The organism is Exiguobacterium sp. SH5S4 (genome assembly GCF_004337045.1).
Taxonomy (GTDB): domain Bacteria; phylum Bacillota; class Bacilli; order Exiguobacteriales; family Exiguobacteriaceae; genus Exiguobacterium; species Exiguobacterium aurantiacum_A.
Genome location: NZ_SJUQ01000001.1, coordinates 165,116 through 188,886, shown reverse-complemented (window position 1 = coordinate 188,886; position 23,771 = coordinate 165,116). Strand labels below are relative to the sequence as shown.

21 protein-coding genes, 1 riboswitch and 1 other annotated feature are annotated in these 23,771 nt (G+C 53.1%); of the genes, 6 read left to right on the top strand and 15 right to left on the bottom strand.

Annotated elements, in window-relative coordinates; translation table 11 throughout:
* Positions 1-53 precede the first annotated feature (53 nt).
* Complete coding sequence (gene pepV, locus EVJ32_RS00895) at positions 54-1,439, bottom strand: dipeptidase PepV (RefSeq protein ID WP_131456004.1); 1,386 nt, start codon at positions 1,437-1,439, stop codon at positions 54-56.
* 306 nt (positions 1,440-1,745) lie between these two features.
* Here pepV and EVJ32_RS00890 point away from each other — a divergent pair, with 306 nt between their 5' ends.
* On the top strand, positions 1,746-1,967 hold the full coding sequence (locus EVJ32_RS00890) for a DeoR family transcriptional regulator (protein ID WP_083274163.1): 222 nt from the start codon (positions 1,746-1,748) through the stop codon (positions 1,965-1,967).
* A 100-nt stretch (positions 1,968-2,067) separates the two neighbouring features.
* Here the strand turns inward: EVJ32_RS00890 and EVJ32_RS00885 are convergent, their stop codons facing one another.
* Positions 2,068-2,778: a pseudouridine synthase gene (locus EVJ32_RS00885; protein ID WP_070329415.1), complete on the bottom strand. Its 711-nt coding sequence runs from the start codon at positions 2,776-2,778 to the stop codon at positions 2,068-2,070.
* Positions 2,768-4,474: a putative polysaccharide biosynthesis protein gene (locus EVJ32_RS00880; RefSeq protein WP_131456002.1), complete on the bottom strand. Its 1,707-nt coding sequence runs from the start codon at positions 4,472-4,474 to the stop codon at positions 2,768-2,770. Before EVJ32_RS00880 ends, EVJ32_RS00885 begins: the two co-directional genes overlap by 11 nt.
* A 140-nt stretch (positions 4,475-4,614) precedes the next feature.
* On the opposite strand from EVJ32_RS00880, the gene EVJ32_RS00875 reads away from it, so the two are divergent.
* Positions 4,615-5,892, top strand: coding sequence for a BaiN/RdsA family NAD(P)/FAD-dependent oxidoreductase (locus EVJ32_RS00875; protein WP_131456000.1), 1,278 nt, complete (start codon positions 4,615-4,617; stop codon positions 5,890-5,892).
* A 316-nt stretch (positions 5,893-6,208) separates the two neighbouring features.
* Here the strand turns inward: EVJ32_RS00875 and EVJ32_RS00870 are convergent, their stop codons facing one another.
* The 5 genes from EVJ32_RS00870 to EVJ32_RS00850 all read right to left on the bottom strand — a co-directional run bounded on the left by EVJ32_RS00870 (position 6,209) and on the right by EVJ32_RS00850 (position 12,716).
* The gene (locus tag EVJ32_RS00870) at positions 6,209-6,718 is read right to left on the bottom strand and encodes a pyrophosphohydrolase domain-containing protein (protein WP_131441468.1); all 510 of its coding nucleotides are present in this window, start codon (positions 6,716-6,718) and stop codon (positions 6,209-6,211) included.
* A gap of 14 nt (positions 6,719-6,732) precedes the next feature.
* Complete coding sequence (locus EVJ32_RS00865) at positions 6,733-7,800, bottom strand: hypothetical protein (protein WP_131455998.1); 1,068 nt, start codon at positions 7,798-7,800, stop codon at positions 6,733-6,735.
* A gap of 117 nt (positions 7,801-7,917) precedes the next feature.
* The gene (gene leuS, locus EVJ32_RS00860; RefSeq protein ID WP_131455996.1) at positions 7,918-10,320 is read right to left on the bottom strand and encodes a leucine--tRNA ligase; all 2,403 of its coding nucleotides are present in this window, start codon (positions 10,318-10,320) and stop codon (positions 7,918-7,920) included.
* A 42-nt stretch (positions 10,321-10,362) separates the two neighbouring features.
* Positions 10,363-10,580, bottom strand: a binding site (T-box leader).
* A gap of 57 nt (positions 10,581-10,637) precedes the next feature.
* Positions 10,638-11,384, bottom strand: a complete 747-nt coding sequence (locus EVJ32_RS00855) for a bacteriorhodopsin-like (protein WP_131455993.1) — start codon at positions 11,382-11,384, stop codon at positions 10,638-10,640.
* A 150-nt stretch (positions 11,385-11,534) separates the two neighbouring features.
* Positions 11,535-12,716: an MFS transporter gene (locus EVJ32_RS00850; RefSeq protein ID WP_131455991.1), complete on the bottom strand. Its 1,182-nt coding sequence runs from the start codon at positions 12,714-12,716 to the stop codon at positions 11,535-11,537.
* 176 nt (positions 12,717-12,892) lie between these two features.
* Here EVJ32_RS00850 and mnmL point away from each other — a divergent pair, with 176 nt between their 5' ends.
* Positions 12,893-13,870, top strand: coding sequence for a tRNA modification radical SAM protein MnmL/YtqA (gene mnmL / locus EVJ32_RS00845; RefSeq protein ID WP_131455989.1), 978 nt, complete (start codon positions 12,893-12,895; stop codon positions 13,868-13,870).
* On the top strand, positions 13,824-14,393 hold the full coding sequence (mnmM, locus tag EVJ32_RS00840) for a tRNA 5-(aminomethyl)-2-thiouridylate-methyltransferase MnmM (RefSeq protein WP_131455987.1): 570 nt from the start codon (positions 13,824-13,826) through the stop codon (positions 14,391-14,393). The genes mnmL and mnmM overlap by 47 nt, the downstream gene beginning before the upstream one ends.
* Positions 14,394-14,424: 31 nt before the next feature.
* Here mnmM and EVJ32_RS00835 read toward each other — a convergent pair whose 3' ends face one another.
* Positions 14,425-15,141, bottom strand: coding sequence for an alpha/beta fold hydrolase (locus tag EVJ32_RS00835; protein WP_131455985.1), 717 nt, complete (start codon positions 15,139-15,141; stop codon positions 14,425-14,427).
* Between the two features lie 91 nt (positions 15,142-15,232).
* Entirely contained in the window at positions 15,233-15,703 is a 471-nt protein-coding gene (locus EVJ32_RS00830) for a GNAT family N-acetyltransferase (protein WP_071397869.1), read from the bottom strand.
* A 164-nt stretch (positions 15,704-15,867) separates the two neighbouring features.
* Between EVJ32_RS00830 and EVJ32_RS00825 the strand changes: the two genes are divergently transcribed.
* Positions 15,868-16,365 (top strand): YtxH domain-containing protein, encoded by a 498-nt coding sequence (locus tag EVJ32_RS00825; RefSeq protein WP_131455983.1) that lies wholly within the window; start codon positions 15,868-15,870, stop codon positions 16,363-16,365.
* Positions 16,366-16,406: 41 nt separating this feature from the next.
* Here EVJ32_RS00825 and metK read toward each other — a convergent pair whose 3' ends face one another.
* A complete protein-coding gene (metK, locus tag EVJ32_RS00820; protein ID WP_131455981.1) occupies positions 16,407-17,615 on the bottom strand; it encodes a methionine adenosyltransferase in 1,209 nt (402 codons plus the stop codon).
* 131 nt (positions 17,616-17,746) lie between these two features.
* A riboswitch (SAM riboswitch) is annotated at positions 17,747-17,866 on the bottom strand.
* A gap of 317 nt (positions 17,867-18,183) precedes the next feature.
* On the opposite strand from metK, the gene pckA reads away from it, so the two are divergent.
* Positions 18,184-19,755 carry a phosphoenolpyruvate carboxykinase (ATP) gene (gene pckA, locus EVJ32_RS00815; protein WP_131455979.1) on the top strand — a complete coding sequence of 524 codons (1,572 nt, stop codon included), beginning with the start codon at positions 18,184-18,186 and terminating at the stop codon, positions 19,753-19,755.
* A gap of 29 nt (positions 19,756-19,784) precedes the next feature.
* Here pckA and EVJ32_RS00810 read toward each other — a convergent pair whose 3' ends face one another.
* From EVJ32_RS00810 to EVJ32_RS00795, 4 genes are all read right to left on the bottom strand, one after another.
* Positions 19,785-20,546: an alpha/beta hydrolase family protein gene (locus tag EVJ32_RS00810; RefSeq protein ID WP_131455977.1), complete on the bottom strand. Its 762-nt coding sequence runs from the start codon at positions 20,544-20,546 to the stop codon at positions 19,785-19,787.
* On the bottom strand, positions 20,527-21,000 hold the full coding sequence (ytkD, locus tag EVJ32_RS00805; protein ID WP_070328784.1) for an RNA deprotection pyrophosphohydrolase: 474 nt from the start codon (positions 20,998-21,000) through the stop codon (positions 20,527-20,529). The genes EVJ32_RS00810 and ytkD overlap by 20 nt, the downstream gene beginning before the upstream one ends.
* 98 nt (positions 21,001-21,098) lie before the next feature.
* A complete protein-coding gene (locus EVJ32_RS00800) occupies positions 21,099-22,451 on the bottom strand; it encodes a glucose-6-phosphate isomerase (RefSeq protein WP_071397875.1) in 1,353 nt (450 codons plus the stop codon).
* A gap of 106 nt (positions 22,452-22,557) precedes the next feature.
* On the bottom strand, positions 22,558-23,721 hold the full coding sequence (locus EVJ32_RS00795) for an iron-containing alcohol dehydrogenase (RefSeq protein ID WP_131455975.1): 1,164 nt from the start codon (positions 23,719-23,721) through the stop codon (positions 22,558-22,560).
* Positions 23,722-23,771: the final 50 nt, after the last annotated feature.

The window sequence follows — 23,771 nt, the reverse complement described above, 5'->3', positions numbered from 1 at the left end:
CTTCCTTCCTAACAGACAGAGAGCCGACCGATGCAGTCAGCTCTCAAAGGTTATTATTTAGCGAGCTCGTAAATCGCTTCCGCATAGATTGCGGCAGCACGTAATAAATCTTCAACTTCCATATACTCGTCGACCTGATGGGCGACATCTTTCGCTCCCGGGAACAACGCACCGAACGCGACGCCGGCCTCGAGCGAGCGGGCATACGTACCGCCTCCGATTGCCATCAAGTGCGCTGATTCACCAGTCTGGCGCTCATAGACGCCTGCTAGTGTTGTCACGAGCGGATGGTCTTCCGAAACATGGTGTGGTGGCATATGGTGTCTTGTCGTCAATTCGAAACCGAATGACAACGCGATTTCTTTCAAGTTTTGTAGACGTTCCGTGAACTTCGCCGTATACGGATAACGGATGTTAACCGTCGCCATCCGCTCCGTGTCGTTGTAGCGGAAAACGCCACCGTTGATCGTCAAATCCCCGGTCTCATCACTCGCTTCAATACCGAGCGAGATGCCGCGTGAGTCCGCAAAGACGTGACGGACGAACTCGATGTAGCGCTCACCTTGAATATCGAGCGCGAGCGTGAGCAGGAAGCCTGCGAGCACGTAGGCCGCGTTCACCCCGTTGTCTGGTTCCATCGCATGGGCCGCGACGCCTTTTATTGTGAACGTGTACATCCCTTCTTCAAAAACACACGTCCCGTCCGCTTCATACTTCTCGAGATACGCCTCGAATTGCTCTTCGAGCACTTCATTCGTTTTCAACACCGCTGTCGCAACGTCTGGCACCATGTTCGGGCGTTCCCCGCTGATGAACGAGACGAGGTGATGTTTTGTTCCCGTGACGCGCTGGATTGGAAGTTGCTTGAGCACGCCATCGTATAGACCTTTCTCGGCGTTGATGATCGGGAAATCGGCGTCAGGCGCAAACCCATACGTCGGCATCTCTTCTTGTTTGAAGTACTCACGGACGCAACGCCACTCGCTCTCTTCGTCACAGCCCGCAATGAGCCGGACCCGTTTCGATAGCGGCAAGCCGAGTTCTTTGACGATCCGCAATCCGTAATAGGCAGCCATCGTCGGCCCTTTATCGTCATTGCTGCCGCGTGCAAAAATTTTGCCGTCGGTGATCGTCGGATTGAACGCCCCATATGTCCACCCGTCCCCGGCCGGTACGACATCGAGATGGCACAAGATGCCGACGAGTTCTTCACCTTCGCCGTATTCTAAATGTCCTGCATATCCGGCGACATCCTTTGTGATAAAGCCGTCACGTTGACCTAGCTCGAGCATATAGTCGAGCGCTTGACGGACTTCTGGGCCGAACGGCTCGTTCGGTCCTGTTTTCGATTCGTCTAACACGCTCGGGATTGTAAGTAATCCTTTAAGATCGTTTAAAAACGCTTCTTTTCGTAAGTCGACTTCTTGTCTCCAGTTCATGTCAATCTCCCCTTTGCGAATGTTCTCTCCCTTATTAGTATATCCAAATGTCAGAAAGACGAACATTTATTTCGAAAATATTTTTTTGTTCGTCTTTCGGTTCTATAATCGATTATTTACAGTTCATTCATTCGATATTTACGTTCATAACATGTTCTTTACATTGAAATCGTTCGTGCTTTCCCCTTGCTTTTCTGTATAGGAGCGTTATACTTAAGATGTAATTTTAGAAAATAACAATTTCATATTTCATTTGTCGTCCGTAGGTTTCGTCTTTCATCATTCTACGCATTGGGGGGTCATCCAATGAAAGGTTCAACAGATCGCATGCTAACCCGTATTAAGTCGATTTATTTATTTATCAACGAAAGGGATTGCGTTACCACTTCAGAACTAGTAGAAGAGTTCGGCATCACATCACGCACCGTCCAGCGTGATTTGAACGTACTTGAATACAACAATCTTGTAGAAAGTCCGAGCCGCGGCACGTGGACATCATCGAAACGTTCACTGAAGACGGCAAATTGAATATAATTACGAGGGGTTCCGTTCACGGATCCTCTTTTTTTTGCATAAAAAGTGAGACCGGATGCCTTTCCGACATCCGGTCTCACTGTTCACTCCTGATTCATGACAAAAACTGTTCGACTTCTGCTTCGGTCAGTTCACGGTATTCACCAGGCTGTAACGATTCATCGAGTTCGAGCGGTCCAATTTGGACTCGTTCGAGCCGTTCGACGTGCTTGCCGACCGCAGCGATCATCCGCTTGACTTGATGATACTTCCCTTCCGACAACGTCAGGCGGACGACAGATGTTTGGCCCGTCTGACTGAGCACTTCAAGACGCGCCGGTTTCGTCGTGTACCCGTCCTCGAGAGCGACTCCTTCCGCGAAAGTGCGGATGTCCTCGACCGTCATCTCACCGTCGACTTCGGCGATATACACCTTGTCGACGTGTTTACGCGGTGACATGAGGGCGTGGTTGAACGCGCCATCGTTCGTGATGAGCAGTAGGCCCGTCGTGTCTTTGTCGAGACGCCCGACAGGAAACAGCTCGTAATGGGCGTAAGCCGGGTCAATCAATTCGATGACCGTCGACTCAACTTTGTCCTCGGTCGCACTGATGACACCAGCCGGCTTATTCATCATCAAGTAGACGAACGGACGGTACTCGACCGGCTCACCGAGCACGGTGACCGTCTCACTGTCCGTGTCGACGTGACGTTTCGCATCTTTCACAGGTTGGTCATCGATTCGAACCGCTCCCTGTTTTAATAACAGTTTCACGTCTTTACGTGAACCATAGCCCATATTGGCTAACAACTTATCAATTCGCATTATTTTTCCTCCGATATTGGAATCGTTTTCCTAACAGTTTCCCGGCCAAGTGGCTTCTCCATCCGAGATAGCCATACACGACGAGCCCGATCCCGAAGCCGACGACGGTCGCGACGATGTCATTGCTCCAACTCGGTTCGTCATTTAGTGTGACGAACAACGACCCATACACCGCAACGAACATCGCCGCGCCCATCGCAAACATGAGGATCGTGCGACGTAACAGTTGTTTATATGGGAACTGAAGTGCCCGTTGAATCTTCCACACCATGAGGATGATCGCCACGATGTATCCGGCAATCGTCGCATACCCGGCGCCGATGCCACCGAGCGCGTACACGAACGGGACGTTCAAGACGACTTTCGCTAGTAACCCCATCGCTGTCGCGAAAATCGTGAAGTATTGTTTATTGATCCCTTGCAAAATTGCCGCAGCGACCGAGTAATAGGCGAGGAAGAATGCACTCGGTGCGTAATGGAGCAAGTAGACCCACCCTTCCCGGTCTCCCGGGAAGAGCGTCCCAAACAACGGCTCTGAGAGCGCGACGAGTCCGATGACGGCTGGAATCGTCACGAAGAACGACACTTGGAAAATATGATTGACTTGATTGCGTACTTTATCCATGTCCCCGTGTGTGAACGACCGGGTGACGAGCGGAATCGTCGCCATCGACACACTGGCCGCGATCGATACCGGGATCAAAACGATCTTGTGGGCGTTACCGGTCAAAAAACCGAACGCCGACGTCGCCTCAGCTACCGATTTCCCGGCGTTGAGCAGCGTGTTGACCATCGTCAACTGATCGACGAACTGGTAGAGCGGTGTCGACAAGCCGACCATGACGATCGGAATCGAATAGCTGAGCAATTCGAGCAAGAGCGATTTCATCGAGCGGACCGGCGTCCCTTCAGGGTTGTCGGTCTGTCGATGAATGTCTTTTCGTCTGCGCCAGTACATCGCGAGGACGACGATGCTTCCGATCGCACCGATGAACGCGCTGAACGTCGCGATCGTCACGGCGAGTACTTTCAATCCGTTCAGTTCCGTCGTCTCGACCGCCGCCGTCCCGCCGAGCGTGTCAGCGAGCGGACGGACGAACTCCGAGTCTGAGAAGACGAACAAGACGAGCATCGTTCCGCTGAGCAAGAACATGATGCGTACGATCTGTTCGATGACTTGTGAGATGGCTGTCGGGGCCATGTCTTGATGTCCCTGGAAATAACCACGGACCATACTCATCGCCGGGATGAGCAAGAGCGCAAAACTGACGCTTCGAGTGACGAGCGTGAGCGAGTCGATGTACTGTTGATTGTTTTCCGAATTGCGGACCATGAGCTCCGACAACCACGGAGCGGCAAAGAAGAGTAAGAAAAAGGCGACGACACCGGTCACGAGCATCAGCTTCATCCCTTGCCGGAACAGCCGTTGACTCGTCCCATACTCGCCGAGCGCGTTATACTTGGCGATGAATTTTGAGACGGCAACCGGGATCCCTGCCGTCGAGATGGCGATCATGAGCGCATAATACGTATATGCCGCTTGGTATAACGTAACACCGGCAATCCCGACCATCGCTTGGAACGGGAACGTGTACAGCAGTCCGAGCGCTCGGGAAATCAAGTTCCCGGCTGATAAGAGCAGCGTTCCTTTGACGAAGGATTCTCGTCCTGAATCTTGTTTGACGCTTGATGACATGAGATACCTCCATCTATTCATACAACGTTTGAAATGTCCTAGTTTTACAAAACGACCGTTTCTCATTATACTCTTACTGTTGCGGATAATAAAGTTACGATAATTTTACGTGTCGATTTGAAACAGAAACGAGGGATACTATGATGAAAGATGTCATCGTCATCGGAGGAGGCCCAAGCGGCCTGATGGCGACCTACGCCGCCGCGAAAGCCGGAGCGAACACGCTCTTGATCGATAAGGGCTCTAAGCTCGGACGCAAGCTCGCTATTTCAGGCGGCGGGCGTTGTAACGTCACGAACCGGAAACCGGTCGACGAGTTGATTCAGTTCATTCCTGGGAACGGCCGCTTTTTATATAGCGCCCTCGCCCAGTTCGATAACCAGTCCATCATCGATTTGTTCACGGGTTTCGGCATCCCGTTGAAAGAAGAAGACAACGGCCGGATGTTCCCGGTGACGGATAAAGCTCAGGACGTCGTCAACACGCTCCTCCGAGCGATCGATTCGCTCGGGGTCGAGAGTCGGAAGAACGCGAAAGTGAAAACGCTCCATTTTAATGAAGCAAATGAGTTCGAGGCGGTCGAGCTAGAAGACGGGGAACGAATCGAGGCCAAAGCCTGCGTCATCGCCGTCGGCGGACAATCCGTCCCCCACACTGGTTCGACCGGCGACGGGTACCCGTGGGCCGAGAAAGCGGGGCACACGATCACAGAACTATTCCCGACCGAGGTACCGATCCTCTTGAACGATTCGTTCATCGGGACGAAACAGTTGCAAGGGCTGTCGCTTCGTGATGTCGCCCTCACCGTGCACGGTAAAAAAGGCAAGCCGATCAAGACGCACCGCGGCGACATGATCTTCACCCACTTCGGTATCTCGGGTCCGATCGCACTTAGATGCAGTCAATATACGATCAAAGAACGCAAGCGCAGCAAAGAACGGGTCGTCGCACTGTCACTCGACTTATTCCCAGACATGGCGCGCGACGAGCTCGTTCAATCGCTATGGGATCAAGTGCAAGCCCAGCCGAAACGTGCCGTCAAAAACGTCTGGAAAGGGTTCATCCCGGAACGGATGCTCGACCTCCTCTTGGCTGAACTCGCTTTCGGCGAAGAAGACGCGAGCCAGTTGAAACGACAATCGGTCATCGATTTCGCGACGCGTCTCAAGACGTTCGAACTGCACGCGACCGGTACGCTCGACTTCGATAAGGCATTCGTCACGGGCGGTGGCGTCTCGGTCAAAGAGATCGCCCCGCAGACGATGATGTCAAAGAAAGCAGACGGTTTGTTCTTCGCCGGCGAGGTGCTCGATATTCATGGATACACGGGCGGCTATAACATTACGGCCGCTTTCACGACCGGCCACTGCGCCGGGTCACATGCGGCGGAATTCTCCACACTCGAGCCTACAACGTAAAGAGAGCGTGGACTAACAGGAGTGATATCGCTCGTCCTATCGGCGCCCACGCTTTCCGCAGGCAATCCCGGAGCCGCATCGCGACTAACGTCGCTGCTGGGTCTCCGTCGGATTGCTTTCCTGCAGGAGTCGGGGCGCCGGCGCCGTCTGACGAGCAACGTAAACGGTCGACATCGGGCTACTGCGGACTCGACTTCAATTTTATGTTAGGCAGAGCGCCTCAAGGCCCTCGAACATAAAAAAAGATGAACCAGATCGCTTTTTACGATTTGGTTCATCAACAAACTGAGAGCGTGGTCCTAGTGACCACGCTCTCTTATTTTTCTGCCATTTGGCGACGGACCTCAGCCTCGAGTTCCGGCTCAGGTGGCATCCACCCTTCAGGCTTCATGACTTTATTGTCTGACGCGCGCAGGATCGGCAATCCGTCCGGGCCGAGTTTCGCCATGTTGGCACGCTGGACGATTTCAAACAGCGGCACCGGGTCGAGCCCGAGCTCGACGAAACTCCCCATCACGAAATAGAGTGCGTCCGTGAGCGCGTCCCCTTGACCGACGAGCCGGTCGACGTCGTTCGTCGGCGGCGCTTCTTGGAGCGATTTGTGCACGGCTTTCTCAAACCCTTGTTGGAACGTCGCGACGGCTTGCAAAAACTCGTCTTCCGTCCGGGCTGACTGGTGCAAAAATTCGACGACCGCTTCTTCTGCCGTCCAGACCGACCGTTTCACGGCCCGGTCAAGTTCGAGCGGGCTCGGCACGCTTGCTTCCGGGTGACCGAACGTTTCGTGAAACTGACGTACTTCTTCATAAAAATAACGTTTACTCATTTGATCCGCTCCTATCAGTCGACCGAGACGAACGCGTCAAGATCGAACACGTCTGGTCGTACGATTGCAAAAATTTCATTGTCTTGCAGGAACATGCCGGTCGAACCGTAGACGCGAGGCGTCACCATTTGACCGTTCATCGTCCCTTCGCCTGGGTTGACCGTGTATAACACGAGTTCCTCCGAATCGAGGACGTAAATCCGTCCTTGCCGTTCGACAAGACCGACCCCACGGAACTTCTCAAACTTCTGTTGAATCGAGGCGCTCATCCCTTCCGTCGTGAGCGGCTTGCGTGATTCAATCGTCCACTCCGTCAACGGTTCGACGTCTTCTGTTTCTTCCGTTCCTTCCGATTGAAGTGCCTCGTTTTCCGGAGAGACAGCATCCGTCTCGATCGTTTCTTCAGCCGATTGGGTTGGTTCATCCGTTGCTGGTTCGGCTTCCTCCGGCGTTTCCGCCTTCATAATCCGTTCTTGAACGTAGATGAGTTCGATATCCGGTGTCGCTGCCGTGCGGTTCATGATGATGAGCCGTTCCGTCTCTTTGTCGTACCCGAGCCCGAACAGCCGATCGGTTGAGACAAGCCCGGCGATTGCTTTTCGTTCGCGCTCCATCCAACGTCCTTCTTCTCGCGCGATCGTCACGATGACACCGGTCGATGTAACGGCATAAATTTTATCTTCTGCAATCATACGCATCCCGATAAAGTCACCGAGCGGGAACGATTGATTCTCGGTCTCGAGCTTGAGCGAAGCGTTCACTCGATTCGCGTTTCCGCTCACTTCAAAGAAGTCGTGGTCTTTCGTCAAGACCAAATAAGCCCCGATTGTGTCGCTATAGTAAACCTCGTCGATATTCTGTATTTGTTCGAGCGCATCGGTCGTATCGATGTCTTCTTCGTCTGGCGAGGCCTCGACCGGAGGCATCGACGTCGCTTGATGACTCGTTTGAATCTCAATCTTTTCAAATGTCGCAGCGATTTGGCTTTGAATGTCTTCGTCTGAAAAAACGAACACGTAACAAAGAATCACGCCGACCACGACCGCAAACAATGTCGTGTACAGTACGTAAGATCGTTTCATGGACGCTTAGTCCCCTTTATATTCAGTGTCGCCCTTTAGTGTAACAAAACCGCCTCAAAAAGAAAACGGCATCCCCAAAAAGAAAGGAACGTGTGACAATGTCACACATTCCTTAACTTATCCTACGACGATGTTGACGAGTTTACCTGGGACGACGATCACTTTACGGACCGTTTTTCCTTCAGTGAACTCTTGTACACGCTCGTTCGCGAGTGCCTCCGCCTCAAGCGCTTCTTTCGAAGCGTCGCGCGTCACGTGCATCTTCGCCCGGAGCTTACCGTTCACTTGGATGACGACCTCGATCGTATCGCTGACGAGTTTCGACTCATCGAACGTCGGCCACGCCGCATACGTCAATTCTTCTTCCATCCCGAGACGCTCCCACAACTCTTCAGCCAAGTGTGGTGCGACCGGAGCGAGCATCTTGATGAAGTTGACCATCTCTTGCTTCGGTAACGTGTCTTGTTTGTACGCTTCGTTGATGAAGACCATGAGTTGCGAGATCGCCGTATTGAAGCGAAGCGCCTCGTAATCTTCCGTCACTTTTTTCACTGTCTGATGGTACGTGCGCTCAAAGTCGGCCGTCGCAGCGACGTCTTCGAGTTTCGCTTGTTCGAACAAACGCCAGACACGGTCGAGGAAGCGACGTGCCCCGTCAAGGCCGTTTGTCGACCAAGCGATGGCCGCGTCAAGCGGTCCCATGAACATCTCATAGAGACGAAGCGTGTCGGCACCGTGTGATTTGACGATATCGTCCGGGTTGACGACGTTGCCTTTTGATTTCGACATCTTCTCGTTGTTCTCACCGAGAATCATACCTTGGTTGTAGAGCTTTTGGAACGGCTCGTTCGTCGGGACGATCCCGATGTCGTAGAGCACTTTGTGCCAGAAACGCGCGTATAGCAAGTGCAGGACCGCGTGCTCCGTCCCCCCCACGTACAAGTCGACCGGGAGCCAGCGCTTCAACTTCTCAGGATCGGCGATCATGTCTTCGTTATGCGGATCGATGTAGCGGATGTAGTACCAGCAGCTGCCGGCCCATTGCGGCATCGTGTTCGTCTCACGACGACCCTTTTCACCCGTCACCGGGTCTGTGTACGTCAACCACTCGTCGGCGTTCGCGAGCGGCGACTCACCTGTGCCTGATGGCTTGATCTCATCGATGATCGGAAGTTCGAGCGGAAGCTCTTCGATCGATACCGTCTTGAGCGTCCCGTCTTCCATATGAACGATCGGGATCGGCTCGCCCCAATAGCGTTGACGGCTGAACAACCAGTCGCGGAGACGATACGTCGTCTTCGCCCGGCCCGTACCGGCAAGTTCGAGTTCTTCGATGATTTTGGCGATGGCATCGACTTTATTGAGACCGTCGAGCGCTCCTGAGTTCACATGTTCGCCGTCTTCCGTGTAAGCCGCCTCATCCAAGTTACCGCCTTTGACGACTTCGCGGATTGGGAGGTCAAACGTTTTCGCGAACTCATAGTCCCGCTCATCGTGGCCCGGTACGGCCATGACCGCACCCGTACCGTACGTCGACAAGACATAGTCAGCGATCCAGATCGGAAGTTTTTCCCCGTTGACCGGATTGACCGCGTATGCGCCCGTGAAGACACCCGTCTTCTCTTTAGCGAGGTCAGTCCGTTCAAGATCGGTCTTCTTCGAGACTTCTTCCGCGTACGCTTCGACCGCGTCGAGTTGTTCCGGCGTCGCGATTGCTTTGACGAACGGGTGCTCCGGTGCGAGTGTGACGTACGTCGCTCCGTAAAGTGTATCAGGCCGCGTCGTGAATACAGTCACGACTTTATCGTGCCCGTCGACTTTAAAGTCGACTTCGGCGCCGACCGATTTACCGATCCAGTTGCGTTGCATCTCTTTGACGCTCTCCGGCCAGTCGAGTGTTTCTAAATCATCAAGCAACCGCTCCGCGTAATGCGTGATGCGGAGCACCCACTGTTTCATCGGGACGCGGTAGACCGGATGGTTCCCACGTTCCGACAATCCGTCGATGACTTCCTCGTTAGCGAGTACCGTACCGAGGGCCGGACACCAGTTGACCGCCACTTCGTCGACGTAGGCGAGGCCACGCTCATAGAGCTGCGTGAAAATCCATTGCGTCCACTTGTAGTATTTCGGGTCGGTCGTGCTGATCTCACGGTCCCAGTCGTACGAGAAGCCGAGGTCTTTCAACTGACGGCGGAACGTCCCGATGTTACGCTCCGTGAACTCGCGCGGGTCGTTTCCTGTATCGAGGGCGTACTGTTCAGCCGGAAGACCGAACGCGTCCCAACCGATCGGGTGAAGGACGTTATAGCCTTGCATCCGTTTCATGCGGGCGATGATATCTGTCGCCGTATAACCTTCCGGGTGACCGACGTGAAGTCCGGCTCCTGACGGGTATGGGAACATGTCGAGGACGTAGAAACAATCCTTGTCCGGGTCTTCCGTCGTCCGGAATGAATCTTTCTCTTCCCAACGCTTTTGCCATTTCGGCTCGATGTCTTGATGTTTAAAATAGCTCAAATTTCTTCCTCCTCTGCATAATAAAAAGCCCTCCGCCCCGGTAAATGGGACGAAAGGCTTGAAAGCTCTCCGCGGTACCACCCATGTTGCATGTCTGCCACTTGAGACGCCGGTAACGAGGCGTAACTTCGGTTCACCTTACTTTTCGTTCAGGCGAACAGCTCCAAGGCGAGTTCTCGCGGTCCATATACCGGTTCACACCAACCACCGGCTCTCTACAATATCGACGCTACGATACTACTCCTTATCAACGCAATTTTCATCTCACCTCTTCATTTTAGCGCAAGATAAAAAACCACGTCAATGTGAACTTACAATCACGTTTTAATTTGTTTGAGCGTCGAGATCGTTTTCACCGCGAAGAAAGCGATCAATCCGAACCCGACCTTGTTGACCAAGTCGGCGACGTTGTAGATTAGCTCACGCACTAGCTGAACCTCCACCCCGGTCGCGAACAGCGTGACCGCGTAACCGATCGGGTAAATCGCCCAACCGATCAAGATGAACAAGCGCATGTTGAGTAGCGCTTTCCGAATCGGGGCCGGCGACGATTCAGCCGCTTTCGTAACGTTCGTGAACAGCAAGTAGATGATATAGATCCAGGCCAAACAACCGACTAGATAGCCCCACAATCCAAGTTGCGTGAAGCCACCGTTCAAGTTGATCGACGATTCACCGAGATATCCCGAAACAATCATAATAATGTCGGCGACGATCAATTTCGTCAGCAATCCAGACTTCATCTTCCCTTTCAAACTGAGTAGCAGCGGGAACTTCACGAGCAAGAGCGGTGTCGTCACGAGCCAGTCGATATAACGAATCTCGGTTGGGAAACCTGTGACCTCAGACAACAGTCCCGAATCCCCGACGGCGTCCTTCATGAAAAAGTAATGGATGGCAGCGACAAACGTGACCAAGGCAGCGACCGTGGCGACAGAACGATATTCTGGGTCAAGGCTGTTTCGTTCCACTAGAAAATAGAGCGTCGCGGCGGCCATTCCGACAAACCCGACCCAAAACATGTATTGGGTCGCGAGCACGAGTAAATTGACTTCTTCGTTCATGGTGTACATCTCCTCATCGGCTAGAAACAGGAAACGACGGAACGACGGAACGATTATGTGAAAGGATCCTCTGACTATATTTTACATGAATTTTACATGAGATTGCAATACCTCATGCGAATTGGATACGCGGTTGATGTGACATCCGGATCAAGTTTGACGATTCAACGAACTAATTTTCATAAAGAAGAACAGCGCCGTGACAATGAGTAGAAGCAGCAACCCAAATACAGCGTTCATCCCGAGTAAATCGAACGTGAGTCCTGAGAGCGTCGGTCCAATCATCCGCCCGACCGACGCGGCGATGTTGACGAGACCTTGGAACTGTCCGGCTTTACCCAGAGGTGCAAGTTTTGCGGCAATCGTTGGGACAGCCGGCCAGATGAACATCTCACCGATCGTCATGACGATCATCGCGACCATGAACATCGTAAATCCTCCCGCGAACGGGACGATGATGAAAGCAGCTAGGAAAATGATGGCACCGACGACGAGTTGGCGCTTCAAATCGTCTTCAAAGTAGCGCAGCGCCCGGTTGAGAAGCGGTTGGGCGAACACGATCAACGCCCCGTTGACCGTCCACAGCAATGAATATTGGCTGATCGTCACACCGAGGTCTTTCGAATGGACGGCGATCGTCCCTTGCCACTGGACGTAGACGAACCAGAGTGCGGCATAACCGATGGCGACAAACCACATCGATTTCATCGTCGCGCCAGAGAGCGTCGTCGCCGCGGCCTCGAGCTGAGACTGGACGATTGGGCGACCCGGGTTTTTTAAGTAACGCAGGCCGAACAGCAGCACAACGACGAAAAGGACCGACAAGAAGAAGTTCGCATAGAAGATCCACTCGATGTTGATTCGCGCGATTTGACCGCTCATCGCCGTCCCGAGGGCGACCCCGACGTTTTGGGCGACGTAGATCGCGTTGAACGAGCGCCGGCCACCTTCAGGCCAGATCAAACCGGCAAACGCGTACACGGTCGGAAAGACGAGTCCTCCCGAGAACCCGATCAAACCGAGCCATGCCAAATACCCGAAGAACGTGGCATGAAACAATAAGAAGCCGAGCGAGCTCGCGAGCAACAGCCCGACCGAGATGACGAGCGTCCGCTTCCCGCCGATGCGGTCGAACAACGTCCCGCCGATATAGTTACCCGCGATGGCGAGCGCTGAGTTGACGAGCAGCGCAATACCTGCGAGCGTCATCGACTCGCCTAAATATCCATTAATATAGAGTGTGTTAAATGGCCATAAAAAAGACGCCGCCGTTGTATTGAGCGCCATCGCAATGACTAGAATCCATACCGAAATCGGCATTTTATTGTTCATACCCGTTACTCCTTTCATTCCTTTAAACGATAAAAAATCCGGCACGAAGGCCGAATCTGTGATGAGTCCTTCTCCAAGCTAACGGAACGCTACATAACTGTCAAGAAAAATTACTTATTATGAAGTAAAGCAAGCCCCACCTTGTGATAGCATGAGCAAGGAAGGAGAGGATAGCATTGAATAACCCGTTTGGCCAAGCTAGATTTCACAAATTAAATGAAGCGTATCGTCGCGAATTCGGCGAGAAAGTGTTCAAAGTCCCGCTCGATGGCGGTTTCACTTGTCCGAACCGCGACGGCCTCGTCTCAAAAGGCGGCTGCACGTTCTGTTCGGATGACGGCAGCGGCGATTTTGCCGGCAACGCCTGTGATCCGATCCCGGTCCAGTTCGCCGAAGGCACGGCCCGTCTGCATCGGAAATGGAAGCATGCGTTGTATATCGCCTACTTCCAAGCGTTCAGCAACACGTACGCACCCGTAGAGCGCTTGCGCGAACTGTTCGAACCGGCACTCGTAGAAGAAGGCGTCGTCGGTCTGTCGATCGCGACACGACCCGACTGTCTGCCAGACGACGTCGTCGACTATCTCGCTGAGTTGAACGAGCGGACGTCACTCACGGTCGAACTCGGCCTGCAGACAATCCATGATTCAACCGCGAAAAAGATCAACCGGGGCCACGACTATAAGACGTTCCTCGACGGTCTCGCGAAACTGCGGAGCCGGAACATTTCCGTCTGCGTCCATATCATCAACGGTCTTCCTGGCGAAACGCCAGACATGATGCTCGACACGGCCCGAGAAGTTGCTAAAATGGACATACAAGGAATCAAGATCCATTTGCTCCACGTCTTAAAACAGACGCCGCTCGCCAGACAATACGAGTTAGGGCTGCTCGAACTCATGGACGAGACGACATACGTCTCGCTCGTCTGCGATCAGCTCGAGTACTTACCGCCTGAGATCGTGATTCATCGATTGACGGGCGACGGTCCACCCGACTTATTGATCGGACCGACGTGGAGCCGGCACAAAATGGCCGTTTTGAACGCCATCAACGCCGAGTTGGAACGTCGTGATTCCTTCCAAGGAAAAAAGAAGGATGAGATCTATGGGATTAATGAGAGTTTTACCGTTCGCGAAGCATCTATTAAGTGAACACGTTACAGACGGTGCCGTCGCCGTCGATATGACGGCCGGCAACGGACACGATACATTGTTTCTAGCAGAACGAGTCGGCAGCGGTCACGTTTACGCGTTTGACGTCCAAGAGGCGGCAGTCAAGGCGACGACAGACCGCATCACCGCCGCCGATCTGCTTGATCGTGTCTCGGTCGTCCACGACAGCCACGACACGGTCAAGGCGGTCGTCGCGGATGAAACCCGTCCGATCACGGCGGCCGTCTTCAATCTCGGCTACTTGCCTGGGAGCGACAAGTCGATCACAACGACCGGCAACACGACGATCGACGCCCTCGAGCAATTGCTCGACGTGATGGCCGTCGGCGGTGTCATCGTCGTCGTCATCTATCACGGTCATGAGAGCGGGAAAGTCGAGCGGGACGAGGTGCTCGCGTACGCCGAGGCACTCGACCAAAAACGAGCCGGCGTCCTCCGTTACGGCTTCGTCAATCAAATCAATCATCCCCCATTCATCGTGGCGATCGAAAAACGGGCATGAAAACAGGCGACTCGCGTGAGTCGCCTTTTGTCTATTCCCGAATCAATTCATAAAACGTGATGAGCGTCTCCGCGAACTTCGTGTTCAGCCGTTCATAGCCAAAGTGTGGGAACCCTTCGAGCCGACGGATGTAGACTTGATCGCCGCCGATTTTGCGGCAGACGTTCAACGTCAGCCTCACGTCGGCGAAACGATCGTCCGGCGCGTAGAAGCAAGCGAGCGGTAAGCGAGGTAAATGTTTCTTCTCCTCTTGATGCTCGACGATCTCTTCTTCGATTTCGCGGTACTGCGCGTATGTGATCTCGCCGAAACGAGACGACTCTTCCCCGCCGCCGGTGAACGTCATCATACTGAGCGGCAAATCGGGGCGGAACCGGTCGACCGCACTGGCGACGACTTGCTTGAGCCCGCCGATTTGGCGGGACGAATGCCAATCAAAGAGCGGGGAGATGTATGTCAAACTCCCGAGCGGCACGTCGTACTCTTGCAGGAGGCGGTTCGTCAAGAGCGCCCCGAGACTGAAGGCGATGACGTGAATCGGTAGTTTGGACTGACTCGCTTCCCGTAGCGTGTTCTTGATCAGCTGTTTATGGTCTTCTGCCGTCAGTCCGACCGTCTGTCCGGTCACGACAAGCACCTCATAGTCGACACTGAGTCGCTGCAAAAATGCTTCGCTGAGCCGGGACGTGAACTGCAACGGGTAAACGATCACGATAACCCCTTTTCGTGATTCTTCTTCATATGTCATGCTGTCACCTCATTATTAGTATATGTCTCATCAATTCTAACAAAAAACATCAGCCGCTGACTGATGTTTGAAAGAAAATCCGTCTGGAGTCTTAGCGTGGGTCGTAGCGCAAATGGATAAGCTCCATCGGTTGATCATACACTTCTTCTTGAATTCGGTTCAGTTCGGTGAACGCTTGATGGCTTAAGAACGCGATCGCCTGCTCGTTCGAACTCTCGACATACAGCTCGATCGGCTGCGCCTTCCGCTCTTGGAGATGTGTCAGCAGTTCTGCCCCAAGTCCTTGGCGATGGTGAGCCGGATGAAGATAGAGACGAAGCACTTCCCAAGTATCACCGCGGTCGATCGCATGGTAAAACCCGATGACGTCTCCTTCGGCCTCACCGACGATGAACAACTGTTCTTTCGCTTCTTCACTCGAACCGATGGCCCGGACGATCTCTTCTTGTTGATAGGCGCGCTCCATCACCTTAGACCGAACGTCATCTGTCACACTGATGGTCGCAAGTGCGATATCTCGAATCGTGGCGGCATCTTCTGGTACGGCTTCCCGCATCTTCATAACAGCTTCCCCCTTTTGGCCAATCTAGTACTATCATTCCCCATCACGTAAAAAATATCCTGCCCTTCTATTACTTTTTCGTGTCGAAATAAAGCAGAACGTTATTTTCTATTTTAACTAGGGTATATGAGTACCAATGCCAACTTACAAAGGAGTGTTTAGACATGGAACCAACATTACAAAACGATCCACACGCAGATAACGCCAACAACCCGAATCGCCAATTCGACCAAACCAACTCGGGTGGTCCTAGAATCAACGTCGTGACCGGGATGCTTCTCGGTGCGCTCGTCGGCGGTCTGATCGCCCTACTTAGCTCGTCGAACCGTGAGACGACGAAACAGTCGCTCACGAATGCGAAGTCGTCTGTCGGCGGTCTCGTCGACACGATCAAAGAAGATCCGGCCGGTAAAGCGTCTCAAGTCATCGAGCAAGTGAAATCGGCGTCAGGTATGATTCAAGAAGTGTCGACCGATGTGCAAAACGTCTATGAAAAAGTTGTCGGTGAAGTCGACACGGTCAAAGAAGACGTGAACAAAGTCGTCGAGACGGCCCAGGAAACAAAATCAGATTTGCAAGATATTGGTGAGAAAGTCGTCGAGGCGAAAGATACAGCACTCGGCAACGAGAACGCAACAAACGAAAATAAACCACAAGCATAATAAAAAAACGACCTTTCTCGCGAAAGGTCGTTTTTTTATGCTTATGCGAAACGTTTTGCGCCTTCTTCAAGCAATGCCGCTTTGTCCGTCTGCTCCCATGGGAGTTCAACGTCTGTGCGACCAAAGTGTCCGTAAGCTGCTGTCTGTCTGTAGATCGGGCGACGAAGGTCGAGCATCTTGATGATGCCGGCCGGACGAAGGTCGAAGTTCTCACGAATGAGTTCAACGAGTTCAGTCTCGCTCAATTTACCAGTGCCGAACGTGTCCACCGCGATTGAAACCGGGTGTGCGACACCGATCGCGTATGCAAGTTGAACTTCCGCTTTGTCAGCAAGTCCAGCTGCCACGAGGTTTTTCGCCACGTAGCGGGCCGCGTATGCTGCCGAACGGTCAACTTTGGTAGGATCTTTACCTGAGAACGCACCACCGCCGTGGCGAGCGTATCCACCGTATGTGTCGACGATGATTTTACGTCCTGTAAGACCTGCATCACCTTGTGGTCCACCGATGACAAAACGGCCAGTCGGGTTGATGAAGTACTTTGTCTCGGCATCGATGAGTTCAGCCGGGATGACTGCTGCGATCACGTGTTCTTTAAGGTCCGCTTGGATTTGCTCGAGCGTGATGTCTTCTGCGTGTTGCGTCGAGATGACGATCGTATCGATACGGACCGGGTTGTTGTCTTGGTCGTATTCAACAGTTACTTGCGTCTTACCGTCTGGACGAAGGTAAGTGAGCGTTCCGTTTTTGCGGACTTCTGCCAAGCGACGTGACAATTTGTGAGCGAGTGAGATTGGGAGCGGCATGAGTTCAGGTGTCTCGTTCGTTGCATAACCGAACATGAGGCCTTGGTCACCGGCACCAATCGCATCGATTTCTTCGTCAGTCATTTGACCTTCACGAGCTTCGAGCGCTTGGTCGACACCGAGTGCGATGTCTGCTGACTGCTCGTCGATTGCTGTGAGTACAGCACAAGTCTCAGCGTCAAAACCATATTTGGCGCGCGTGTAGCCGATCTCACGAACAGTTTCACGTACAACTTTCGGGATATCCACGTAAGTCGATGTCGTGATTTCACCAGCTACGAGCACGAGACCTGTCGTTACAGACGTCTCAGCCGCAACGCGGGCGTTTGGATCTTCAGCCAAAATTGCATCCAAAATCGCATCTGAGATTTGGTCACAAATTTTATCCGGATGTCCTTCAGTGACGGACTCCGAAGTGAAAAGTCGACGGTTCAAGTTTGACATTTCGAAAAACCTCCTATTAATAAGGGTGATGTGTGGACGGTACTCGTTCCCCTTACGCGTTGCTTTGGGACGGTAATGAAAAAAACCTTTCGCCACGTTCAATGGGAAAGGTTGAATCGTTCTTCCTTACCCTCTTATCGTTCGAAGCTGTCGCTTCGCTTCAGGATAGCACCTTTTCCGAAAAAGACTACAGGATCGGACGGTTGCTGGGCTTCGTAGGGCCTTGTTCCCTCCACCGCTCAGAATAAGAGTATCCGTTACGAACACCATCATATAAATGCCATACCGTTCTGTCAAGCGTATCTGCTTAATTTGTAAATTTCTTCGTAATCACGGAAATCATTTATGTTTGTGAAATATCAAACATTTTTTTGACGGTTTCCGTTTTTTCACTCCCCGCTTATACAGAATATGTTAGAATGTCTTTGTAAGAAAGCGCTTACTTTAAAGGGTAAAGAAATGCTTGTTTTCGATTAGTGTGTCACATATAATGAAAATGTCATACTAATTAAACGCGGAAGTATGCGGATTTCATCCACATCTATTTAGGGGAAAGGTGGGATTCAGGATGGCGACTACGCTCCTGAAAATCGAAGAATTAATTAAGGGTGCCGATGTATTACGGAACTTAACGGTTCCAGAACTGGTGGAAGAAGCCATTCGTAACGGTGAAGGCGTACTGACGAAAGACGGGGCTTTATCGGTCAGTACAGGGAAATTCACAGGACGGTCACCGAAAGACAAATTCGTCGTCCAAGATGAAGTCAGCAACTCGTTAGTGGACTGGGGGCCGATCAATCAGCCGATCGCAGAAGAAAAGTTCACCGCTCTTCTCGACAAAGTCCTCACCCATCTCGAGACGAAACAGAAGCTGTATTATCTCGAAGCTTCGGCTGGAGCTGACGAGCACTACACGCTACCTGTACGCGCCATCACCGAGTACGCGTGGCACAGCTTGTTCGCGAAGCAGTTGTTCTTGCGAGAGTGGCCGACGAGAGCTGCGTTTGACCCGTTCACGGTCATTTATGCACCGAGCTACAAGGCCGACCCAACAGTTGACGGGACGAACTCAGAAACATTTATCCTCGTCTCGTTCGCCAAACGTACCATTCTGATCGGGGGAACAGAATACGGCGGCGAAATTAAAAAATCGATTTTCTCGGTCATGAACTTCCTATTACCTGAACAGCACGTCTTGTCGATGCATTGCTCGGCCAACGTCTCGGACGCCGGGGAGACGGCGCTCTTCTTCGGACTATCGGGCACGGGAAAGACGACGCTATCGGCCGATATGGAACGGCATCTCATCGGTGACGATGAGCACGGTTGGTCACCAGACGGCATCTTCAACATCGAAGGCGGTTGCTACGCCAAGACGATCAACTTGTCGCGTGAGAACGAACCTCAAATTTATGACGCCATCCGTTTCGGATCGTTGATCGAAAACGTCATCTTGAACGAAGACCGCTCACCCGACTACAAAAACATCTCGCTCACCGAAAATACGCGAGCAGCTTATCCGATTCAATACATCGATAACGCGATGCTCCCTTCACGGGCCGGTCACCCGAACACGATCGTCTTCTTGACGGCCGATGCTTACGGGGTGCTCCCGCCGATCAGCAAGTTGACGAAAGAGCAGGCGATGTATCACTTCCTATCTGGCTACACATCAAAACTAGCCGGGACGGAGCGCGGCGTGACCGAGCCACAAGCAACGTTCTCGACTTGCTTCGGCTCACCGTTCTTGCCGCTCGCCCCGGAACGATACGCCGACATGCTCGGCAAGTTGATCGAACAGCATAACGTCGACGTCTACCTCGTCAACACGGGTTGGACCGGCGGGGCTTACGGTGAAGGGTCGCGTATGAAGCTCAGCTACACACGGACCATGGTGAACGCCGCGATCAACGGTCAATTGCGTGACGTCGACACTGTGAAGCACGACATCTTCAACGTCGACATCCCAGTCCATATCGACGGCGTCCCACAAGACGTGCTCAACCCACGTGACACTTGGAAAGATACGGCTCATTACGATGTCGAAGCGCGAGCGCTCGCCTTGAAGTTCCAACAAAACTTTAAACGATTCACGAAAGCGAGTGAGAAGGTCATCGCGGCCGGCCCAATCGTCTTCTAACTCAAAATGACTAGTACCCCGCTCGGGTACTAGTCATTTTTTCTTGCAATCGCCAACATCCAATCCATCGCTCGGTCCGTCGTCTTCCATTTTTCCCAGAACGGGAGCTGATGGGCGAACGGCAAGATCCAAAGCTCTGCTTGCGAACCAATCTTGTCGGCGAGGGCGGTCGCATGACGAAGCCGGACTTGCTCGTCGTCCGTCCCATGAATGAGTAGCGTCGGCGCCTGCCAGTCTTTGAAGAGCGGAGACCGTTCGACATACGCCTCATGGACCGCCGCCGGGTCTCCCCCGGTCATCCGGCGCAACATCTTCCGCATCGAACGCTGTTCTTCATACGTCCATTCCAAATTCGTCACACCCGCCCACGACGTGACCGACGTGACGGGACGTTTTGATGCGAGCGACAACGCCATCATGCCGCCCCGGGAAAAGCCGAGGGCGTGGATCGTCTCGTGCGTCCGGCTAACGCGGTCATACAGAGACACGACGTCCTCTAAGTCGGCGCCTCCGAAATCCTCTTTTCCGGTTCCCCCGTGGTTCCCGCGATAGACCGGCGCCACGACATGGAACCCTTTCGCCGCGAATTGCATTAGCCGAGGCAACCGGACGTCGCCGATCCTCCCGGTGCCGCCTCGTAAATAAAACAGCACCTGGCCGTTCGGGCGTTTTGGCGTGATCGTGTAGGCGACGATTTCTTCCCCGTCACTCGTCTCGTACCAACCTCGATGAACGGGGTATCCCGCATAAGGAGGCAGGACGTCGACTCGATCAAACCAACTTTTTGTCATGGAGTACTTTCATCGTTTCGGGCAACACTTTATCTTTCATCATGAAACTGTAGCGGCCGTTACGGAGCAGGTTCGTCGGTAACGTGTCCAACAAGACGGCCCCGTCGGTCTCATCGACGGCCGGATGATCCTCGAACCGTTCGATTTCCGCAAAATAAATATTTTTGATGACGGTGTCACCACGCCCGAGCACCCGGTACTGCCCTAAATAATGGAGCGTCTTGACGACACCTCCCGTCTCCTCGTACACTTCCCGAATCGCCGCGTCGTCCTCGTGTTCTCCGGGTTCGACTTTCCCTCCCGGAAATTCGAGTCCGCGCTGCTTATGCTTCGTGAGCACCCATTTGTCCGCATAGCGGGCGACGACCCAGACGTGAAGCGGCGTATCCGAAAATGGATAGTGCTCGAAGCTCAACTCGACTTTATTGTGATAGTAGTCCGTGAATGTCAACATAGTCCATCCCTTTCTTTCCCGTGTCTACTCTCACTTTACCTTGTCTCACCCTAGTTTCAAACAAAAAAATAGGCCCGCCGAGGCGGACCTACAATAAATCATTGGTTTAAGCGCTTTTCAAGCTCAGCTTTTTGTTCCTCGTAACCTGGTTTTCCAAGCAACGCGAACATGTTCGCTTTATATGCTTCAACACCTGGCTGGTTGAACGGGTTGACTCCGAGAATGTAGCCGCTCATCGCGCACGCCTTCTCGAAGAAGTAGAACAAGTAGCCGAGATGATATGGCGTCATCTCTGGCAATTCGACGACGAGGTTCGGCACGTTTCCGTCCGTGTGGGCGAGGAGCGTTCCTTCTGCCGCCTTGTCGTTGACGAATTGGATCGTCTCACCGGCAAGGAAGTTCAAGCCGTCGAGGTCTTGTGCGTCTTCAGGGACGTTCAACGCGTGACGGACGTTCGTGACACGGATGACCGTCTCGAACAAGTCGCGGCGACCTTCTTGGATGTATTGTCCCATCGAGTGGAGGTCAGTCGAGAAGTCAACTGCCGCCGGGAAGATCCCTTTGTTGTCTTTGCCTTCCGACTCGCCGTAAAGCTGTTTCCACCACTCTGATACATAGTGGAGTGCCGGTTCGTAGTTGACGAGAAGTTCGATTGATTTACCTTTCGCATACATGGCGTTACGGACGACCGCGTACTGGTACGCCTCGTTCTCTGAAAGTTCAGGTGAACTGTAGGCATTTTCCGCGTCACGCGCACCTTCCATGAGGGCATCGATATCGATGCCTGCCGCCGCGATTGGAAGCAAACCGACTGGTGTGAGGACAGAGAACCGTCCACCGACATCGTCCGGAATGACGAACGTCTCGTAACCTTCTGCATCAGCGAGCGTCTTCAAAGCGCCACGGGCACGGTCTGTCGTCGCATAAATGCGCTCGCGTGCGCCGTCTTGGCCGTACTTCTCTTCCATGAACTGCTTGAGGACACGGAAAGCAATTGCCGGCTCTGTCGTCGTTCCCGATTTTGAGATGACGTTGACTGAGACTTCTTTGCCTTCGAGTACTTGAAGCAACTCCGTCATGTACGTTGACGAGATGTTGTGGCCCGCGAAGAAGACTTGCGGGGCGTTACGCTCCTCTTTTGACAACACGTTGAAGAATGAATGTTGCAGCATCTCGATGGCTGCACGAGCGCCGAGATACGACCCACCGATTCCGACGACGACGAGGACGTCTGAGTTGTCGCGGATTCGTTCAGCGGCCGCTTTGATACGTGCGAACTCATCCGTATCAAAATTCGTTGGAAGGTCGACCCAGCCTAGAAAATCGCTGCCGGCACCGCTCCGGTCGTGGATGACCGAATGGAGTGCTTTCACCGTTTCTTGCATTTGATCGACTTCGTGTTCCCCGACGAAAGACAGGGCGTTAGAATAATCGAAACGTACTGTTGACATGGCATTTCCTCCTTTAAATCGCTCATCTAAGAGCCATACATGACCCATCATAAACGGAAACGACGGATTCGTTCAATCATTATTGCAAAATAGGCATCAAATCGCCTTATTTGCTCAGCTCGAGAATCGTAGCCACGTCTTCGCGTTCGAGTGTACGGAAACGTCCGAACGCTCCACGTTTCATCGCTGAATCAAGGATCGCCTCGAACGTCGATTCGTCGATCTCATAGTCGCGGAGCGAACTTGGCGCACCAAGTTGGTCGAAGAAGGCACGGACCGCTGTGATCGTGCGTTTCGCCGTCTCGACGTCGGTCGCACCCGGTTCGACGTCGAATACTTCTGTCCCGAGTCGTGCGAACCGTGCCGCGTTGTCTTCTTCAAGGACGTGCTCCATCCAGCGTGGGAAGAGGATGGCGAGGCCGCCGGCGTGCGGGATGTCATGGACAGCCGAAACGGCGTGCTCGATGTTGTGCGACGCCCAGTCGCCAGAAGCGCCCATCTGCAAGACCCCGTTCAAGGCGATCGTGCCTGCGAACAAGATGATGGCACGTAAGTCGACGTTCTCTAAGTCATCGACGAGCTTCGGTGCCGACTCGATGACCGCTTTCAAGACGCCTTCGGTCATCCGCTCTTGGACCGGAGCGTGGTTCGGGTGGAAGTACTGCTCGAAACAATGGCTCATCATGTCGACGATGCCATAGATCGTTTGGTCTTTCGGCACCGACACAGTATAGCGCGGGTCGAGGATCGAGAACGTCGGATAGACGAGCGGGTGGCCCCAACCATATTTCTCTTGCGTCTCCCAGTTCGTGATGACCGAACCGGAGTTCATCTCAGAACCTGTCGCCGCGAGCGTGAGCACCGTCCCGAACGGTACCGCTTCAGTCGGGATATGGTCACGGAGGACGATGTCCCATGCGTCGCCGTCATACGGGATCGCTGCCGAGATCAATTTCGTGCAATCGATGACTGAACCGCCGCCGACCGCGAGCAAGGCGTCGATGCCTTCTTCGCGCGCTTTCGTGACCGCGCGTCTCACCGTTTCAATCCGCGGGTTCGGTTCGACACCTGAGAAGTCGACGAACTCGATGTCCGCTTTGTTTAATTCAGCAACGACTTCCTCATACGTCCCGTTCTTCTTGATGCTCCCGCCTCCATAGACGAGCATCACTTTCTTCGCGTCAAGCGCTTTGAGCTCCCCTGTGAGCTTCTCGATCTGATGCGTCCCGAAGATCAATTTCGTTGGGTTTTTGTATTCAAAGTTGTGCATAAGTCATCCTCCTTCAAAAATATGTAACACCTACACTATATACCCTGTTT

Bases quoted from the DNA above. Each gene is read 5' to 3' on its own strand.
- pepV (WP_131456004.1), bottom strand. From the start codon at position 1,439: ATGAACTGGAGACAAGAAGTCGACTTACGAAAAGAAGCGTTTTTAAAC.
- EVJ32_RS00890 (WP_083274163.1), top strand. From the start codon at position 1,746: ATGAAAGGTTCAACAGATCGCATGCTAACCCGTATTAAGTCGATTTAT.
- EVJ32_RS00885 (WP_070329415.1), bottom strand. From the start codon at position 2,778: ATGCGAATTGATAAGTTGTTAGCCAATATGGGCTATGGTTCACGTAAA.
- EVJ32_RS00880 (WP_131456002.1), bottom strand. From the start codon at position 4,474: ATGTCATCAAGCGTCAAACAAGATTCAGGACGAGAATCCTTCGTCAAA.
- EVJ32_RS00875 (WP_131456000.1), top strand. From the start codon at position 4,615: ATGATGAAAGATGTCATCGTCATCGGAGGAGGCCCAAGCGGCCTGATG.
- EVJ32_RS00870 (WP_131441468.1), bottom strand. From the start codon at position 6,718: ATGAGTAAACGTTATTTTTATGAAGAAGTACGTCAGTTTCACGAAACG.
- EVJ32_RS00865 (WP_131455998.1), bottom strand. From the start codon at position 7,800: ATGAAACGATCTTACGTACTGTACACGACATTGTTTGCGGTCGTGGTC.
- EVJ32_RS00855 (WP_131455993.1), bottom strand. From the start codon at position 11,384: ATGAACGAAGAAGTCAATTTACTCGTGCTCGCGACCCAATACATGTTT.
- EVJ32_RS00850 (WP_131455991.1), bottom strand. From the start codon at position 12,716: ATGAACAATAAAATGCCGATTTCGGTATGGATTCTAGTCATTGCGATG.
- mnmM (WP_131455987.1), top strand. From the start codon at position 13,824: ATGGGATTAATGAGAGTTTTACCGTTCGCGAAGCATCTATTAAGTGAA.
- EVJ32_RS00835 (WP_131455985.1), bottom strand. From the start codon at position 15,141: ATGACATATGAAGAAGAATCACGAAAAGGGGTTATCGTGATCGTTTAC.
- EVJ32_RS00830 (WP_071397869.1), bottom strand. From the start codon at position 15,703: ATGAAGATGCGGGAAGCCGTACCAGAAGATGCCGCCACGATTCGAGAT.
- EVJ32_RS00825 (WP_131455983.1), top strand. From the start codon at position 15,868: ATGGAACCAACATTACAAAACGATCCACACGCAGATAACGCCAACAAC.
- metK (WP_131455981.1), bottom strand. From the start codon at position 17,615: ATGTCAAACTTGAACCGTCGACTTTTCACTTCGGAGTCCGTCACTGAA.
- pckA (WP_131455979.1), top strand. From the start codon at position 18,184: ATGGCGACTACGCTCCTGAAAATCGAAGAATTAATTAAGGGTGCCGAT.
- EVJ32_RS00810 (WP_131455977.1), bottom strand. From the start codon at position 20,546: ATGACAAAAAGTTGGTTTGATCGAGTCGACGTCCTGCCTCCTTATGCG.
- ytkD (WP_070328784.1), bottom strand. From the start codon at position 21,000: ATGTTGACATTCACGGACTACTATCACAATAAAGTCGAGTTGAGCTTC.
- EVJ32_RS00800 (WP_071397875.1), bottom strand. From the start codon at position 22,451: ATGTCAACAGTACGTTTCGATTATTCTAACGCCCTGTCTTTCGTCGGG.
- EVJ32_RS00795 (WP_131455975.1), bottom strand. From the start codon at position 23,721: ATGCACAACTTTGAATACAAAAACCCAACGAAATTGATCTTCGGGACG.